Here is a 16,335-nt window from a genome sequence, read left to right on the forward strand (position 1 = left end):
TTTATCTGTATCAGGCTTTGTTCAAGGCCTGGGCGGCGGCCAGTACTTCGTCGACATGGCCGGGCACTTTCACCCCGCGCCATTCCTGGCGCAGCACGCCGTTCTTGTCGAGTAGAAAGGTGCTGCGGTCGATGCCCAGATATTCCTTGCCGTAGAGCTTCTTGAGCTTGATCACGTCGAACAGGTTGCAGACGCTTTCGTCCTTGTCCGAGATCAGTTCGAAGGGAAAGCCCTGCTTGGCCTTGAAGTTCTCGTGAGTCTTCAGGCTGTCGCGTGAAACCCCGACGATCACCGTGTTGGCGGCGGCGAAGGCCTCATTAGCATCGCGAAAACCCTGGCCCTGGGTGGTGCAGCCTGGGGTGTTGTCCTTCGGGTAGAAGTAGATCACCAGCTGCGTGCCCTTGTGGGCGGCCAGGTTGAAATCACCGCCGGTGGCCGGCGCGCTGAAGTCGGGAACGGGGGAATCGATAGCGATGGCCATGGGGCAGGGCTCCTTATGGATTCTGTGGGCGCCAGGGTTCGATCAGGGCATCCAGGTTCAGTGCGTCCGCGAAATCCAGGAACTGGTCGCGCAGCCAGCTGATCTGGGTGCCCGCGGGCAGGGTGACGGTCAGGGTGGCGTTGAGCATGGTGCCGCCTGTTTGCGGCGCCTGATAGGTATCGCAAGTCAGCGCTTCAAGCTCGACGCGGTGGTCGATGAAGAACTGGCACAGTTCATTGAGGATGTCCGGGCGGTACACGGAGCTGACGTAGGCCACGTAGGGCAGCGCCTGGGGGCGTACCTCCTGGGCGGCGCTGCGGATCACGTTGGCGGTGAACTCGTGTTTCTTGGCCAGGGCCGGCAGGCCGGCTTCGAGGCGAGCCAGGGCATCCCAGTTGCCGGAGATCTGCAGCACCAGTGCGCTGAGTTCGCCGTGGCGGCTCAGGCGCGTGCTGATCACCGCACAGCGGTTTTCATGGCTGGCTCGGCACAGCACGTTGGTCAGCTCCATGGCGTTGCTGCCAAGTGCGCTGATGACGAGGAATTGTTCGCGAACTGGGGGGGTGGACATGCAGCCTTCCTAAACGTTGAACGCCCGACGCTATAGACAGCGCCAAACAAACTCGCAGGGTAGCGAAAAGCGCTCGTCAGGGGAATGACCATCTATGTCCTGGCCGTGCTGTCGAGCATGTGCAATGCCCGCCATCACAGCCACTTGGTCGCTTGTGCAAGGCTGGTGGCGCCAGTACCATTACGGCTCTCTTTTTCGGCAGGAGCGGTTGCATGATTGCGGGCAGTATGGTGGCACTGGTCACGCCCATGGATGCGCAGGGTAATCTCGACTGGGAGGCCCTGAGCAAACTGGTGGACTTCCACCTGCAAGAGGGCACCCATGCCATCGTCGCGGTCGGCACCACAGGCGAATCGGCGACGCTCGATGTCAACGAGCACATCGAAGTGATTCGTCGCGTGGTGGATCAGGTCGCCGGGCGCATCCCGGTCATCGCCGGCACCGGCGCCAACTCCACCCGGGAAGCGGTCGAGCTGACCCAGAATGCCAAGAGCGCCGGCGCCGACGCCTGCCTGCTGGTCACCCCTTACTACAACCGGCCGACCCAGGAAGGCCTGTATCTGCACTTCCGCCATATCGCCGAAGCCGTGGCCATCCCGCAGATTCTCTACAACGTGCCAGGTCGTACCGCCTGCGACATGCTGCCGGAAACCGTCGAGCGCCTGTCCAAGGTCGACAACATCATCGGCATCAAGGAAGCCACCGGCGACCTGCAGCGTGCCCGTGACATCCTCGACCGCGTCGGCTCGAGCTTCAGCCTCTACTCCGGTGACGATCCGACCGCGGTCGAGCTGATCCTGCTCGGCGGCAAAGGCAATATCTCGGTGACCGCCAACGTCGCACCGCGCGCCATGAGCGACATGTGCACCGCTGCCATGCGCGGTGAAGCCGCAATCGCCCGGGCCATCAACGACCGTATGATGCCCCTGCACAAGAACCTGTTCATCGAAGCCAATCCGATTCCGGTGAAGTGGGCCCTGAATGAAATGGGCATGATGGCCGACGGCATTCGCCTGCCGCTGACCTGGTTGAGCCCCCGTTGTCACGAACCGCTGCGTCAGGCCCTGCGCCAGTCCGGTGTATTGGTCTAATCGAGGAACTACGACGCATGAAGCGACTGGCCGGACTTTCCGCACTTGCCCTGATCATCACCAGCACCAGTGGCTGTGGCTGGATCTGGGGCGAAAATGGCTACTTCCGCGACCGCGGCAGTGATTACCTGGGCGCACGTCAAACCGCGCCGATGAAGCTGCCAGCCGACGTCGAAGCCAAGCGCCTCGACCCACTGCTGCCGGTTCCCCAGCAGATTCGCGACAGCGACGTGAAGGGCGAATATGAAGTGCCGCGCCCACAGGCGCTCAACGTCGCCGCAAACGTCAGCGACTTCAGCCTGCAGAACAGCGGCGACTCCAGCTGGCTGGTCGCCCAGCGCGTACCGGCCGAAGTGTGGCCAGGCGCGCGGCAGTTCTTCGAAGACGGCGGTTTCCGCATTGTCGACGAGCGCCCGCAGACCGGTGAATTCAGCACCGACTGGCAGCGTTTCGACGCCCTGTCCAGCAGCATGCAGAGCCGCCTGACCGGCCGCGTCGGTGGTCTGGACAGCAACACAGAAACCCGTGTGCACGTGCGTCTCGAGCCAGGCGTGCAGCGCAATACCAGCGAAATTTTCGTGGTCAGCGCCCAGCGTCCGGCCGGCAGCAATGCTGACGTGCCGTTCACCGAGCGCAGCGTTAACAAGACCCTCGACGCCGCACTGCTCGACGAGCTGCAGGCCAGCCTGACTCGCAGCGTGGAGCAGGGCGGCTCGGTTTCGCTGCTCGCCGGCCGCGACTTCGATGCGCCGAATCGCGTAGCGCTGTCGCAGGATGGCAACGGCAACCCGATCCTCAACCTGAGCACCGACTTCGACCGCGCCTGGTCCGGCGTGGGCCGCTCGCTGCGCATGGCTGACCTGCGCGTCGACGATATCAACCGTACTCTGGGCGTGTACTACGTCAACCTGGCCGAAGGCCCGCAGCGCAACAACGAGAAGCCGGGCTTCTTCAAGCGCATGTTCGGCGGCTCGGAAGACAAGGCTGCCATCGAAGCGCGCGCCGAGCGTTACCAGGTGCGCCTGACCGCCGTGGGCGACACCGTGCAGGTAACCGTCGAGAAGGACATCAACACCGTGGCGCCGGCCGATGTGGCCCGCAAGGTGCTGGACATGATCCAGGAGAACCTCGGCTAGGGACTCCTGGCACGAGTTTGGCGACAGGCGAAACCCCTTGGGTTTCGCCTTTTGTTTTCACAGGCAGGGCGTTTTCCTGCCGCCCCTTACAGCCGTGGTGCGTCCGTTTGACGCCGTGCGGCGCGACTATCCCGCGACGAGGCGCAATCCCGACATGAGCACACCTTCTCTGAGCCTGAAAAAGATCTATTCGGGCAAAGTCCGCGACCTCTACGAGATCGACGACAAGCGCATGCTGATGGTCGCCACCGATCGCCTCTCGGCCTTCGACGTGATCCTCGAGCAGCCGATTCCGGACAAGGGCAAGATCCTCACCGCGATCTCCAACTTCTGGTTCGATAAGCTGGCCCACGTGGTGCCCAACCACTTCACCGGTGATCGCGTCGAAGACGTGGTGCCGGCCGGCGAGCTGCCGTTGGTCGAGGGCCGTGCCGTGGTCGCCAAGCGCCTCAAGCCGGTGGCCGTGGAGGCCATCGTGCGCGGCTACATCGTCGGTTCCGGCTGGAAGGAATACCAGAAGAGCGGCACCGTGTGCGGCATCGCGCTGCCTGCCGGCCTGAAGGAAGCGGCCAAGCTGCCCGAGCCGATCTTCACTCCGTCGACCAAGGCCGCCGTGGGCGACCATGACGAGAACATCAGCTTCGCCCAGTGCGAGGCGATCATCGGCGCCGAACTGGCCGCCAAGGTGCGCGACACCTCCATCGCCCTGTACAAGGCAGCGGTGGAATACGCGGCCACCCGCGGCATCATCATCGCCGACACCAAGTTCGAGTTCGGCCTCGACGAAGACGGCACCCTGACCCTGATGGACGAGGTGCTGACCCCGGATTCCAGCCGCTTCTGGCCGGCCGACAGCTACGCCGAGGGCAGCAACCCGCCGAGCTTCGACAAGCAGTTCGTGCGCAACTGGCTGGAGTCCACCGGCTGGAACAAGGAGCCGCCGGCCCCGGCCGTACCGGCTGATGTCGCCCAGAAGACCGCCGACAAATATCGCGAAGCGCTGACCCGGCTGACCGCCTGATCACGCGTTGCCAACGCAGACGCCGCCGTTGCCGAAAGGGAGTGGCGGCGTTTTCGTTGGGTTCGTCTGTAAACTCAATCCAGTTGGCGCCTCAGGCAGCTTGCGGTTTTGGCATTGGCGAGGGCCACGTCGCAACCTTTTCCCGCCGTGGCGCTTGGTGTAGGTTAGCGGCTGGGTGCCACCGCAGTTGCGGCAAGGCAGGTTCATTTCCGCGCCGGTCGGGCCGCCAGCGCAGAGCACACGCCGCATGATTCCAGCCTTGTCTCGCCAATCCTTCCCCTCGCATCCGGAAACGCTTTCCACTGTTCCCGTGGCTCGCCATGACGCCTCGATGGGAGCTGCTCAGCGATGAGCCAATTGTCGGAGTTGGAACAAGAGGAAAGCGGTCCCCGTTATCTGGGTTACGCGCGTGCCAGTGAAACTGCCAATCTGATCAGCCAGCTGTTCGACCTGGAGCTGGCGGGCTGTACCCGGCTAGTGTCCGAGCAGACCAAGAACAACTGGCGCAACCGTCCCGAACTGACCCGCCTGCTCAGTGAGCTGGGCCCCGGCGACGTACTCACCGTCACCAAGCTCGATCGCCTGGCGCGCAGCACCCGGGAGCTGCTGGAAATCGCCGAGCGCATTCATATCAGTGGCGCGGGGCTGCGCAGCCTGTCCGAACCCTGGGCGGACACCACCACGGAAAATGGCCTGGCCGTGCTGGCGGTCTTCGCCGGCATCGTCGAATTCGAGCGCTCGCTGATCCTGGAGCGAACCAAGGACGGCCGCGAGGCCGCCAAGGCGCGCGGCGTGAAATTCGGCGCCAAACCGACGCTGACCAGCGAGCAGATCGACGAGGCGAAACGGCTGATCGATCAGCAAGGCCAGTCGGTCGATCAAGCGGCCAAGGCGCTCAACGTACATCGTTCTACGCTTTATCGCGCGCTGCGGCGAGTCGAAAAGCAGTAACCCTCCAAGACCGCTATCTACTCGCGCCATGTGCCTATAAGTCAGGCATCAGCCACGTAAGGTGAGCAGCGACTCGATGGGCGCCGTGGAGCCACCGCATACGATGACCAGCACGTTGTTCAACTCAGCGAGGGAAACCTTGCCTCCATACAGCACAGCCAGGGCTGCGCCACAGGCTGGCTCGACCAGGGTGCGATGATCATTCAGGTAGGTCAGGCAAGCCTCTACAGCCTCTCGATCCGAGACCTGAACAGGTATCACGGGCCGCTCTTCTGACACGTCGAAGGCTCTGCGGCAAACCTGACGCGCTGCAAGGGAGGTCGCGACCCCGGAAACCGCTGTAATCTCCACGAGCTGTCGTGCGCTGATGGAGGCCTGCAGCGATGCGGTTCCGTGTGTCTCGACCGCATAGATCGGCACATTGACGAGGCCATTGCGACGCAAGCCCTCATCGACGCCAGCCAGGAGGCCGCCACCGCCAACAGAGAGCACAACGGCATCCGGACGTAGGCCATCGGCGACGACCTCATCGATCATCGACGCATGACCGGTCCACAGAAGCGGATCGTCGAACGGATGAATGAAGGCGTCAGCTGCTGTCTGCAAGGAACGGGCAAGCTCGTTGGCCTCGAACCAGGACTCGCCGTGAACGATCACTTCAGCCCCTTCCATCTTGAGCAGGCTTCGCGCGCGCTCCGAACTCGTCTGCGGAACGACCACGATCACCGGTACACCCAGGCGGCGCCCAGCGTAGGCGACGGCGAGTCCGGCATTGCCGCCCGAGGACGAAATGAAGCGCTCGGCGCCCCTTTCGTGGTGCTGCTCACAGGCGAAGCCAACGCCACGAATCTTGAAGGATCCGCCTGGTTGCATGGCCTCCATCTTCATCCACACCTTGGTACCGACACGGTTACTCAGAGGCAGCGATTCCAGAAGAGGGGTCTTGATGCTCAGCGACATGCTTTCAACTCCGTGTAATGGGGTAACTCGATTCATGGCTTGCAGGGAAGGAGGTTACAGCTGGATTCTCGCCTCGTTCGCCGAACGCACGCCTGCGCTTTTCCAGGATTGCTTCAAGGTCGACACGATAGCGCGTCGACGGGAAGTGGCGGCAAGAATACTTGCTCATCGGCAGCGGAATACGCCGGGCAACGTCACTTCGGCAGCTGACCTGAGGGAGCTGGCGTCACTCATCTCATCCGCATATAGCCCCGCTACTCCGTCAGTCTTCAGGGCTGTTGGGCTATTCGGAGTTTTCTGCAAAAACTCCAGAGCTTTCCGCAAGAAGCCGTCACCGATCTGCCACTAAATTCCGCCATCCGCTTCTGCAAGCCTGTGATCGCCATATCCTCGTATCTGGGCTAGAACCAAAGCAGGGGTACCCCACAGATAATCCCTACAAGAGGATGGGCGTGATGTTCAAAGCCAGCCAGGTCTTGCAGCCGGAGTTTCTCGCGCAGGTCTCCGCCTCCAAAGCCGCCGATTTCTTTCCCGCCATCAGTGCCAACTACAACGTCGACGAAACCGCGTACCTCGAGGAGCTGCTCAAGCTCGCCGATCCCGGTGCCGCCGGTATCGAGAGCATTCGTCAGCAGGCGCGCAGCCTGATTCAGGACGTGCGCGGTCGCGACAATGCGGTCGACACCCTCGATGCACTGCTGCGCCAGTACAGCCTGGATACCCAGGAAGGCCTGATGCTGATGTGCCTGGCCGAAGCGCTGTTGCGCGTGCCGGATGCCAGCACCGCCGATGCGCTGATTCGCGACAAGCTCAGCGCTGCCGAGTGGGAGCGGCACCTGGGCAAGAGCGACAACGTGCTGGTCAACTTCGCGGCCTGGGGCCTGGTGATGACCGGCAAGGTTGTCGACCCGCAAGCTGCCGACGGGCGCCCGAAGAAAGTGCTCGGTCGCCTCATCCAGCGTTCCGGCGAGCCGGTGATTCGCGCGGCGATGAACCAGGCCATGAAGCTGATGGGCAAGCAGTTCGTGCTCGGTCGCACCATCAGCGAGGCGCTGAAGAACGGTCGCCCGGAGCGCGAGAAGGGCTACACCTATTCCTTCGACATGCTTGGCGAAGCGGCGCTGACCGCCGAGGACGCCGAGAAGTACATGGCCGACTACCGCAAGGCCATCGACACCGTCGGCGCCGAGCCGCAGGTCGGTCCAGGCCCGAAGCCGTCGATCTCCATCAAGCTGTCCGCGCTGCACCCGCGTTATGAAACGGCCCAGCGCGAGCGCGTGCTCAGCGAGCTGTTCGCCAATGTGCGCGAGCTGGCCATCCGTGCGCGCAAGCTCAATGTCGGCATCTCGGTGGACGCCGAAGAGGCGGACCGCCTCGAGCTGTCCCTGGAGCTGTACGAAAAATTGCTGCGTGACCCGGCCATCGCCGGCTGGGGCGAGTTCGGCCTGGTCATCCAGGCGTATTCCAAGCGCTGCCTGCCGGTGCTGGTGTGGCTGACCCTGCTGGGCAAGGAGCTCGGCGAGAAGATGCCGCTGCGCCTGGTCAAGGGCGCCTACTGGGACAGCGAGATCAAGCAGTGCCAGGTGTGGGGCCTGGACGGCTACCCGGTATTCACCCGCAAGGAAGGTACCGATACCTCGTATCTGGCCTGCGCGCGCTACCTGCTCAGCGATTTCACCCGCGGCGTGATCTACCCGCAGTTCGCCAGCCATAACGCCCATACCGTCAGCTGCATCCTGGCGATGGCTGCCGAGCAGGCGTCGCCGCGCGAGTTCGAGTTCCAGCGCCTGCACGGCATGGGCGACGCGCTGTACGACACGGTGCTGGAGAGGCACCGCAAGACCGTGCGCATCTACGCCCCCGTCGGCGCCCACAAGGACCTGCTGCCGTACCTGGTGCGGCGCCTGCTGGAGAACGGCGCCAACTCGTCGTTCGTGCACCAGCTGGTTGACCCAAGCGTGCCGGTCGAGTCGCTGATCGATCACCCGGTCACCCAGCTGCGCAAGTTCGCCAGCCTCGCCAATAACAAAATCCCGCTGCCGCCTGCGCTGTACGGGGCCACACGGAAAAACTCCCAGGGCATCAACATGAACATCCAGACATCGCTGACCGAACTCGAAAAAGCTTACCGGCCGCAACTGGATCGCCAGTGGCAGGCCGCGCCGGTGATCAACGGCCAGACCCTGAGCGGCACCGCCCAGGAGGTTAGCTGCCCGTATGATCTGAACAAGGTGGTTGGCACCGCGCAGTTCGCCACCGCCGCCCAGGCCGCCCAGGCGCTGGATGGCCTGAGCGCTGCCTGGCCGAACTGGAACGCCACCACCATCGACGCCCGTGCCAGTGTGCTCGAGCGCCTGGCCGACCTGCTGGAAAACCACCGTGCCGAGCTGATGGCGCTGTGCACCGTGGAGGCCGGCAAGTCCATGCAGGACGGCATCGACGAGGTACGCGAGGCGGTGGACTTCTGCCGTTACTACGCCCAGCAGGCGCGCCTGAAACTGGGCCGCGAAGAACTCAAGGGCCCGACCGGTGAGCGCAACGAGCTGTTCCATGAAGGCCGCGGCATTTTCGTTTGCGTCAGCCCGTGGAACTTCCCGCTGGCCATCTACCTCGGTCAGATCACCGCTGCCCTGGTGTCTGGCAACGTGGTGCTGGCCAAGCCGGCCGAGCAGACCAGCCTGATCGCTGCCCGTGCCCTGGAGCTGATGTTCGAAGCCGGCCTGCCGAAAGACGTGATCGCCTTCCTGCCGGGCGACGGTGTTACCCTGGGCGGTGTGTTCTGCCGCGACCCGCGTGTGGCCGGCGTGTGCTTCACCGGCTCCACCGACACGGCGCGGATCATCAACCGCCAGTTGGCCGAGAAGGACGGCATGATCGCCACCCTGATCGCCGAGACCGGCGGCCAGAACGCGATGATCGTCGACTCCACCGCGCTGCCCGAGCAGGTGGTCAAGGATGCCGTCGGCTCTGCCTTCACCAGCGCCGGCCAGCGTTGCTCGGCCCTGCGCGTGCTGTACGTGCAGCGTGACATCGCCGACCGAGTGATCGACCTGCTCAAGGGCGCCATGGCCGAGCTGAAGATCGGTCCGACCCACCTGCGTGAGAACGATATCGGCCCGGTGATCGATGCCGAGGCCCGCGAAGGCCTGCTGGCGCATATCGACCAGCTGAAAGGCGAGGGCAAGCTGATCGCCGAGGCTGCGGTGGCAGGCGACCTGAACGGTCATTTCGTCGCGCCGGTGGCCTTCGAGATCGGCGGCATTCACGAACTGAAGAAAGAACAGTTCGGCCCGGTGCTGCACGTGGTGCGCTACGACGCCGGCGATCTGGAGAAGGTCGTGGCAGCCATCAACGCCACCGGTTACGGATTGACCCTTGGCATTCACAGCCGAAACGAGGAAACTGCCGCCCGCATCGAAGCCCTGGCGCGTGTCGGCAATCTGTATGTGAACCGCAACCAGATCGGTGCGGTGGTCGGCGTGCAGCCGTTCGGCGGTTGCGGCCTGTCCGGCACCGGCCCTAAGGCCGGCGGCCCGAGCTACCTGTTGCGCTTCGTCAACGAGCGCACCACCTCAGTGAACACCACGGCGGTGGGCGGCAACGCTTCATTGCTGTCGCTGGGCGACGAGTAACAGACAACGGGTAGGAATCGATGAGATTTCTGCCCGTTTTGCTATTGGGGGCTGATGCCCCGAATCGGTAACGCCACCACAAGAGTGGCGTACCTGGAGCACGGCCGTGATTGATGGTCGTGATGTGCCAACTGGACCGGGTCACCCGGTTTTAATAAAAACAAACGAGAGGGGCTTTCCCCAATGACTGCAAGTACTCCCATGCTGGTCACCTTCGTGGTCTATATCCTGGCCATGGTGCTGATCGGTTTCATTGCCTACCGCGCGACCAAGAACTTCTCCGACTACATCCTCGGTGGTCGCAGCCTTGGCAGTTTCGTGACGGCGCTGTCCGCTGGTGCCTCGGACATGAGCGGATGGCTGCTGATGGGCCTGCCGGGCGCCATCTTCATCGCCGGTATCTCGGAAAGCTGGATCGCCATCGGCCTGATCCTCGGCGCCTGGCTGAACTGGCTGTTCGTTGCCGGTCGCCTGCGTGTGCACACCGAGCACAATAACAACGCGCTGACCCTGCCGGACTTCTTCACCCACCGCTTCGAAGACAACAGCAAGCTGCTGCGCATCTTCTCGGCGCTGGTGATCCTGGTGTTCTTCACCATTTACTGCGCCTCGGGCGTGGTGGCCGGTGCGCGCCTGTTCGAATCCACCTTCGGCCTGAGCTACGACGTGGCTCTATGGGTCGGTGCTGCAGCGACCATCGCCTATGTGTTCGTCGGCGGCTTCCTGGCGGTGAGCTGGACCGACACCGTGCAGGCCACCATGATGATCTTCGCGCTCTTGATCACCCCGGTGTTCGTGATCCTTGCCCTTGGCGATTTCGATACCGCGATGACCACCATCGAGCAGGCCAACCCAGCCAACTTCGACATGTTCCGCGGTCTGTCCTTCGTCGCCATCGTGTCGCTGCTGGCCTGGGGCCTGGGCTATTTCGGCCAGCCGCACATTCTGGTGCGCTTCATGGCGGCCGACTCGGTCAAGTCGATCCCGGCGGCACGCCGCATCGGCATGATCTGGATGATCCTGTGCCTGGGCGGCGCCGTGGCCGTGGGCTTCTTCGGTATCGCCTACTTCGCCAACAACCCGGCCCTGGCCGGCCCGGTGAGTGATAACAGCGAGCGCGTGTTCATCGAACTGACCAAGATCCTCTTCAACCCGTGGGTTGCCGGTATCGTGCTGTCGGCCATTCTGGCCGCGGTGATGAGCACCCTGAGCTGCCAGCTGCTGGTGTGCTCCAGCGCCCTGACCGAAGACTTCTACAAGGCCTTCCTGCGCAAGGGCGCCAGCGAGAAGGAACTGGTGTGGGTCGGCCGCCTGATGGTGCTGCTGATCGCCATCGTCGCCATCGCCATCGCCTCAAACCCGGACAGCAAGGTGCTGGGCCTGGTGTCCTACGCCTGGGCTGGTTTCGGCGCGGCCTTCGGCCCGGTGGTGATCCTGTCGCTGGTCTGGAAAGGCATGACCCGCAACGGCGCGTTGGCCGGCATGGTGGTCGGTGCGGCCACCGTGGTGCTGTGGAAGAACTTCATCGGTCTGGGCCTGTACGAGATCATTCCGGGCTTCATCCTCGCCACCCTGGCTATCGTGGTATTCAGCAAGATCGGTAGTCCGGCCTCGCCAGCGATGGTCAAGCGCTTCGACGAAGCCGAGAAGGAATACCAGGACGCGCATCTCTGATCGTACCTGCGTAGCCTGTTGATCGAAGGCCCGGACATTGTCCGGGCCTTTTCATTGGTGCCTGCTGGTAAGCTTGCCGCCCAGCCATCAGGAGCCCGCCATGACCACGTCCAAAGACCCGCTGCACGGCATTACTTTGCAGGCCATTCTTACCGAGCTGGTGGAGCAACTGGGCTGGGACGGCCTGGCCCAGCGCATCGACATCCGCTGCTTCAAGAGCGACCCAAGCATCAAGTCGAGCCTGACCTTTCTGCGCAAAACGCCCTGGGCGCGGGAGAAGGTTGAGGCACTTTATCTGAAGCGCAAGCGCTAAGCGCCATTACCCTGATCGTTCCTCACGCTCCGCGTGGGGATGCCTCTCTGGATGCTCTGCGTCCGCTTCCAAATGTCACGTTCCTGCACAAGCGGACGCAGAGCACCCTGGCTGGGCTAGTACGCAGGAGCGTGGGAGCGATCTTAAATAAGGTACAAGTGGGCAGAGTTGCTGCCGCTTTCGTAGGAGGGGCTTCAGCCCCGAGCTTTATTAGGGCTTGAAGAGCTCGCGGCTAAAGCCGCTCCTATGGATCATGCGAATGGCCGATTTCGCCACGTAGCGTCAGCTTAAATCGCAGCAGCCTCTAGCGAAGCAATTGCGTCGTCTGTTGCTGCGGTGGCGGCGCACATTGCGTCCGTGCCCCGGTTTGCAGATAGGGCGCCAGAATCGGCTGCATGCCCTTGAGCACCTGCACCGGCAGCGCCGAGGTGAAGCGAAAGTTCTCTGCGGCGCGGCCCGGTACGAAGGCGGTGAGGGTGCCGAAGTGATCGGGGCCGAGAAAGAACACGAAGGTAGCGGTGCGGTTCTGCACCCGCGAGCTGATCACCTGGCCGCCGCGGCCGACGCTGGTCATGCGGTTGTCGCCGGTGCCGGTCTTGCCGCCGAGGATCAGCGGGCTGCCGTCGGCCAGGGTGAAGGCGCCCTGCAAGCGTCGCGCGGTGCCGCCATCCACTACTTGTGACAGGGCTTCGCGCAGCGCTGCGGCGACCTCCGGGGCCATCACTCGCTTGCCCGCTTCGAGCACGTGCCCCAGGCGCGTGTCGTAGGGCGTGCTGCCGGCGAAATGCAGGCTGTCGATGCGCACGGTGGGCAGGCGGATGCCGTCATTTTGGATAATGCCAATCAGCTCGGCCAGGGCTGCAGGGCGATCACCCGAGCTGCCCAGGGCGGTGGCCAGCGACGGCACCAGGTACTCGAACGGGTAACCCAGGTTTTGCCAGCGCTGATGGATATCCAGAAACGCCTCGACCTCCAGCATGATACGAATGCGGCTGTCGCGGGCGCTCTTGTGGCGGCTCTTGAACAGCCAGCCATAGACCTCCTGGCGCTGCTCGGCGCTGGCGCTCACCGCGTCGTTGAACGACGCTTGCGGATGGTCGATCAGGTATTTCAGCAGCCACAGCTCCAGCGGATGCACGCGGGCGATATAGCCCTGATCAGGCAGGCTGAAGGCGCCGGGGCCGTAGCGCCGGTAAAGCTCGTCGATGCGCTTGTCGCTGATCCGCACGCCGGGCAGATGGGCGCGGATGAAGTTGGCAAAGGTCGCCTGATCCACTTCCGGCATCAGGTAGCGGTGCACCGCGGCCAGCCGTGTATCGGTCAGGCGCAGGCCGCCGATAAAGGTGTCCAGACGCTCCTGAGCGGACTGGCCCTGGTACTTGCGCCAGAAGCGCAGCATGAAGGTGGTGCCCTCGCGGTCGGCGAAGCGGCTCAGGTATTCCTGGCGCCGTGGGTCCTTGTCGTCCCTGAGCAGGGCGGCGCTGTTGCCCGGCGCCTGATAGGTGCTGTAGCGCACCAGGTCGCGCATCAGACGCACGAAAGGCAGGTTGATCGATTCGCGCAGCGACTCGCGCAGGGTGGGCAGTCGGCCGTCGTCCTCGCGGCGGAAGTTGCCGAAGGTGTGCAGGCCGCCGCCGGTGAAGAAGCGCTCCGTCGGGCTGGCCGAGTAGCGGCGCTCCAGGGCTGCGTCGAGCATGCTGGTCAGGTCGGCGCCCGGGTTGCGCAGCAGGTAATCGACGGCCCAGCGGCTGAGCAGATCCTGATCGGCGATATCCTGCCCGCGCAATTGCGCCGGGCTCAGGCCGGCCAGGCGTCCATGCAGTTCGGCGATCACCTCCAGATAAGTGGCCATTACCCGCAGTTTGGCGGTGGAGCCCAGCTCCAACTTGCTGCTCTCGTTGATGTCGAACGGCTGATGGGTGTTGTCGGTCTGTACACGCACCTGGTTGCCGTTGGGGGTGCGCTCGAACAGGGTGAAGCTGTAGCTGACGTCGCCGGTCTTACTGGGCGACAGCAGTCGGTCGCCGAACAGGCCGACGCTTTCGGCGAACGCCGGGTCGGCGAGTTGCTCCAGATACAGGCTGACCTGTTGCTGCAGGTCGGAGTTGAGGCTGGCGCGGGCGTCCAGGTCGAGGCGGTCGAGTTCGTAATAGGACAGGTTGAGTAGCCCGGCCAGTCGCGCCCGCGCCATGCTCACGCCCTTGTCGCTGTCGATACGTTGCAGGTTCGGATCGGTCTGCCAGTCGCGGTAAGTCACCTGCTGGGCGAGGGCCGCGTCGCGTAGCTTGGCGTCCAGCACGCCACCATCGGTCAGCAGGCGCAGGTGGCTGTCCACCAGGGCGGCCAGCTCTGCCCGGCCCTGGGCGAGGTAGTAGGAGGGGCGGCGCTGGGCGATCATCAGCGATAGCACCTGGCGCAGCGCGAGGCCGCGTTCGGCCAGGTTTGTCTCATCGCTTTGGTCCGCGGCGAGCAGGCGATTGGTGGTGACGAAATCCACGCCGAACCAGATGCGCAGGCCGTCGGCCAAACCGTGCACTTCACCATGGCCGGGGGCAGCCGAGAGCGGCACGCTGTTGAGGTAGTCGCGCAGGATGTTCTGCCGCGCAGCAAGGGTCTGCGGGCCGCTCTGGTAGGCGCGTACACTGGCCGAGACCATCTGCCGCAATTTCTCGACGGGCGCATGGGTGATGCCGTCCGGCGAGTGACGGTATTTCTCCAGCTGGGTGGCCAGGGTGCTGCCGCCGGCGGACTGATCCTGCATGCCGGCGTACTTGCCGACCTGGGAAAAAGCTGCCTTGACGAAGCGCGGCCAGTCCACAGCCGGGTTGGCTTCAGCCGGTTCTGCGGCGAGCAGCTGACGGTCCTCGACGAACAGCAGGCTGCCGACCACCAACGGTGGAATGTCGGCGAAGCTGGGGTAGCGCTGGCGCGGGTTGCGCACGGTATAGAAGGGCGTGCCGCGGCAATCCTCGATGTTCACGCCGGTCTGCGCCTTCTCGGCGTAGGGCGGGAAGAAGCCGCGCTGGGTGTAGTCGGCCAGGGCAGGGGAGAAGCGCGCTTGTTGCAGCACTTCGAAGTCACGGCTTTGCAGGCGCTCGATAAAGGTCGGCAGGCGGCTGTAGCCCTGACGCTTATCGAAGGGGCCATTGCCGGGGTAGATGATGGCGTCGCTGGCGCCATCCTTCACCTCATAGGTAAGCGTGGCGGCGTAGCGGCTCAGCTCGGTCGACTGGAAGTAGGCGGTGCGTAGCTCGAAGACTGCCAGCCCCGTGATACCCATCAGCCCGAGCAGCAGCGTCGAACCAACCACCCAGCGCACGTGATGCTTGCGGGGCTTGGGTTTACGCGGCACCGCGGTCGCAACCTTGTGTTCGCGAGCAGGCGGTGCGGAGTCGGATCGCCATAGTGCGCCCATGGTTAACTGGCCCTGGCTTGTCCTTTCCTGACAGAGTAGCCGCTCTGGCGTGCGCTGTCCGACCGATCGGTCAAAAAAATCCAGTCTTTACATATGCCTAGGGTCGGATCGTTGGTCTGAACCTGAGCTATATGGGCTGGTCAGGATGCAATCACAGGAGGAAGCATGATGCGCACACTCAAATTGGCCGGCGCTCAGGTGCCGGTGATAGGCCAGGGCACCTGGCGCATGGGCGAAAATCGCGATCGGCGCAGAGGCGAAATCGCTGCGCTACGCGAGGGCATCGAGCGCGGTTTGCGCTTGATCGACACCGCCGAAATGTATGGTGAAGGCGGCGCCGAAGAGGTCGTCGGCGAGGCGATTTCCGGCAAGCGCGACCAGGTGTTTCTGGTCAGCAAGGTCTACCCGCACAACGCCAGCCGCAGTGGCGTGGCAGCGGCTTGCGAGCGAAGCTTGAGGCGTCTGGGCACCGAGCATATCGACCTGTATCTGCTGCACTGGCGCGGCCAGTACGCGCTGGAAGAAACGGTCGAGGCTTTCGAGCGCCTGCGCGAACAGGGCAAGATCGGCCGCTGGGGCGTTTCCAACTTCGATCTGGATGATCTGCAGGAGCTCGGTGCGCCGGCCTGTGCGACCAATCAGGTGCTCTATAACCCCGAGGAGCGCGGCGTGGAGTTCGACCTGCTGCCCTGGCAGCAGAAACAGGGCATGCCGTTGATGGCCTACTGCCCGCTGGGGCAGGGCGGTGCGCTGCTGGCCGATCCGGCGCTGCAGCAGGTGGCGCAGCAGCATGGCGTGACCGCCGCCCAGGTCGCCCTGGCCTGGGCGCTACGTCAACCCAACGTGCTGGTGATTCCCAAGGCCAGCGATCCCCGACACCTGGCCGAGAACGCGGCAGCAGCCGAGCTGCAGCTCAGCGCCGCCGATCTGCAGGCGATCGACAGCGCCTACCCGGCACCGACGCGCAAGCAGCGGTTGCAGATGGTGTAGGGGCGTTTGCAGGGAGGTATTTTGATGGGTTTCACCCATCCTACGAGACTTGGTTCAGTCTGTAGGATGGGTGAAACCCATAAATGGCTGGCGGCTCGCC

General features: G+C 63.8%; 12 protein-coding genes. 8 read left to right on the top strand and 4 right to left on the bottom strand.

Annotated features, from left to right (window positions below):
• Window positions 1-10 precede the first annotated feature (10 nt).
• Together FB481_RS15990 and FB481_RS15995 are read right to left on the bottom strand one after the other, a co-directional pair.
• A complete protein-coding gene (locus FB481_RS15990; protein ID WP_093502747.1) occupies window positions 11-481 on the bottom strand; it encodes a peroxiredoxin in 471 nt (156 codons plus the stop codon).
• 13 nt (window positions 482-494) lie between these two features.
• Window positions 495-1,052, bottom strand: a complete 558-nt coding sequence (locus FB481_RS15995; protein ID WP_093502749.1) for a glycine cleavage system protein R — start codon at window positions 1,050-1,052, stop codon at window positions 495-497.
• Window positions 1,053-1,264: 212 nt separating this feature from the next.
• On the opposite strand from FB481_RS15995, the gene dapA reads away from it, so the two are divergent.
• The 4 genes from dapA (at window position 1,265) to FB481_RS16015 (ending at window position 5,251) form a co-directional block, all read left to right on the top strand.
• Window positions 1,265-2,143: a 4-hydroxy-tetrahydrodipicolinate synthase gene (dapA, locus tag FB481_RS16000; protein ID WP_093502751.1), complete on the top strand. Its 879-nt coding sequence runs from the start codon at window positions 1,265-1,267 to the stop codon at window positions 2,141-2,143.
• Between the two features lie 17 nt (window positions 2,144-2,160).
• Complete coding sequence (bamC, locus tag FB481_RS16005; RefSeq protein ID WP_147176989.1) at window positions 2,161-3,279, top strand: outer membrane protein assembly factor BamC; 1,119 nt, start codon at window positions 2,161-2,163, stop codon at window positions 3,277-3,279.
• Between the two features lie 154 nt (window positions 3,280-3,433).
• Window positions 3,434-4,300, top strand: a complete 867-nt coding sequence (locus FB481_RS16010) for a phosphoribosylaminoimidazolesuccinocarboxamide synthase (protein ID WP_147176990.1) — start codon at window positions 3,434-3,436, stop codon at window positions 4,298-4,300.
• Between the two features lie 348 nt (window positions 4,301-4,648).
• A complete protein-coding gene (locus FB481_RS16015) occupies window positions 4,649-5,251 on the top strand; it encodes a recombinase family protein (RefSeq protein ID WP_147176991.1) in 603 nt (200 codons plus the stop codon).
• 48 nt (window positions 5,252-5,299) lie between these two features.
• Here the strand turns inward: FB481_RS16015 and FB481_RS16020 are convergent, their stop codons facing one another.
• A complete protein-coding gene (locus FB481_RS16020) occupies window positions 5,300-6,211 on the bottom strand; it encodes a pyridoxal-phosphate dependent enzyme (protein WP_147176992.1) in 912 nt (303 codons plus the stop codon).
• Between the two features lie 455 nt (window positions 6,212-6,666).
• Between FB481_RS16020 and putA the strand changes: the two genes are divergently transcribed.
• From putA to FB481_RS16035, 3 genes are all read left to right on the top strand, one after another.
• Complete coding sequence (putA, locus tag FB481_RS16025; RefSeq protein WP_147176993.1) at window positions 6,667-9,843, top strand: bifunctional proline dehydrogenase/L-glutamate gamma-semialdehyde dehydrogenase PutA; 3,177 nt, start codon at window positions 6,667-6,669, stop codon at window positions 9,841-9,843.
• Between the two features lie 183 nt (window positions 9,844-10,026).
• Window positions 10,027-11,517 carry a sodium/proline symporter PutP gene (putP, locus tag FB481_RS16030; protein WP_093502763.1) on the top strand — a complete coding sequence of 497 codons (1,491 nt, stop codon included), beginning with the start codon at window positions 10,027-10,029 and terminating at the stop codon, window positions 11,515-11,517.
• 100 nt (window positions 11,518-11,617) lie between these two features.
• Window positions 11,618-11,830, top strand: coding sequence for a VF530 family DNA-binding protein (locus FB481_RS16035; protein WP_093502765.1), 213 nt, complete (start codon window positions 11,618-11,620; stop codon window positions 11,828-11,830).
• Window positions 11,831-12,134: 304 nt separating this feature from the next.
• On the opposite strand, the gene FB481_RS16040 is transcribed toward FB481_RS16035, so the two are convergent.
• Window positions 12,135-15,245, bottom strand: coding sequence for a transglycosylase domain-containing protein (locus FB481_RS16040; RefSeq protein ID WP_147176994.1), 3,111 nt, complete (start codon window positions 15,243-15,245; stop codon window positions 12,135-12,137).
• Between the two features lie 168 nt (window positions 15,246-15,413).
• Here FB481_RS16040 and FB481_RS16045 point away from each other — a divergent pair, with 168 nt between their 5' ends.
• Window positions 15,414-16,235: an aldo/keto reductase gene (locus FB481_RS16045; RefSeq protein WP_147177137.1), complete on the top strand. Its 822-nt coding sequence runs from the start codon at window positions 15,414-15,416 to the stop codon at window positions 16,233-16,235.
• Window positions 16,236-16,335: the final 100 nt, after the last annotated feature.

It is taken from the genome of Pseudomonas sp. AG1028, from assembly GCF_007993955.1.
Classification (GTDB): Bacteria; Pseudomonadota; Gammaproteobacteria; order Pseudomonadales; family Pseudomonadaceae; genus Aquipseudomonas; species Aquipseudomonas straminea.

Bases quoted from the DNA above. Each gene is read 5' to 3' on its own strand.
- dapA (WP_093502751.1), top strand. From the start codon at position 1,265: ATGATTGCGGGCAGTATGGTGGCACTGGTCACGCCCATGGATGCGCAG.
- FB481_RS16010 (WP_147176990.1), top strand. From the start codon at position 3,434: ATGAGCACACCTTCTCTGAGCCTGAAAAAGATCTATTCGGGCAAAGTC.
- putA (WP_147176993.1), top strand. From the start codon at position 6,667: ATGTTCAAAGCCAGCCAGGTCTTGCAGCCGGAGTTTCTCGCGCAGGTC.
- FB481_RS16015 (WP_147176991.1), top strand. From the start codon at position 4,649: ATGAGCCAATTGTCGGAGTTGGAACAAGAGGAAAGCGGTCCCCGTTAT.
- FB481_RS15990 (WP_093502747.1), bottom strand. From the start codon at position 481: ATGGCCATCGCTATCGATTCCCCCGTTCCCGACTTCAGCGCGCCGGCC.
- FB481_RS16035 (WP_093502765.1), top strand. From the start codon at position 11,618: ATGACCACGTCCAAAGACCCGCTGCACGGCATTACTTTGCAGGCCATT.
- FB481_RS16040 (WP_147176994.1), bottom strand. From the start codon at position 15,245: ATGGGCGCACTATGGCGATCCGACTCCGCACCGCCTGCTCGCGAACAC.
- FB481_RS16020 (WP_147176992.1), bottom strand. From the start codon at position 6,211: ATGTCGCTGAGCATCAAGACCCCTCTTCTGGAATCGCTGCCTCTGAGT.
- bamC (WP_147176989.1), top strand. From the start codon at position 2,161: ATGAAGCGACTGGCCGGACTTTCCGCACTTGCCCTGATCATCACCAGC.
- FB481_RS15995 (WP_093502749.1), bottom strand. From the start codon at position 1,052: ATGTCCACCCCCCCAGTTCGCGAACAATTCCTCGTCATCAGCGCACTT.
- FB481_RS16045 (WP_147177137.1), top strand. From the start codon at position 15,414: ATGCGCACACTCAAATTGGCCGGCGCTCAGGTGCCGGTGATAGGCCAG.
- putP (WP_093502763.1), top strand. From the start codon at position 10,027: ATGACTGCAAGTACTCCCATGCTGGTCACCTTCGTGGTCTATATCCTG.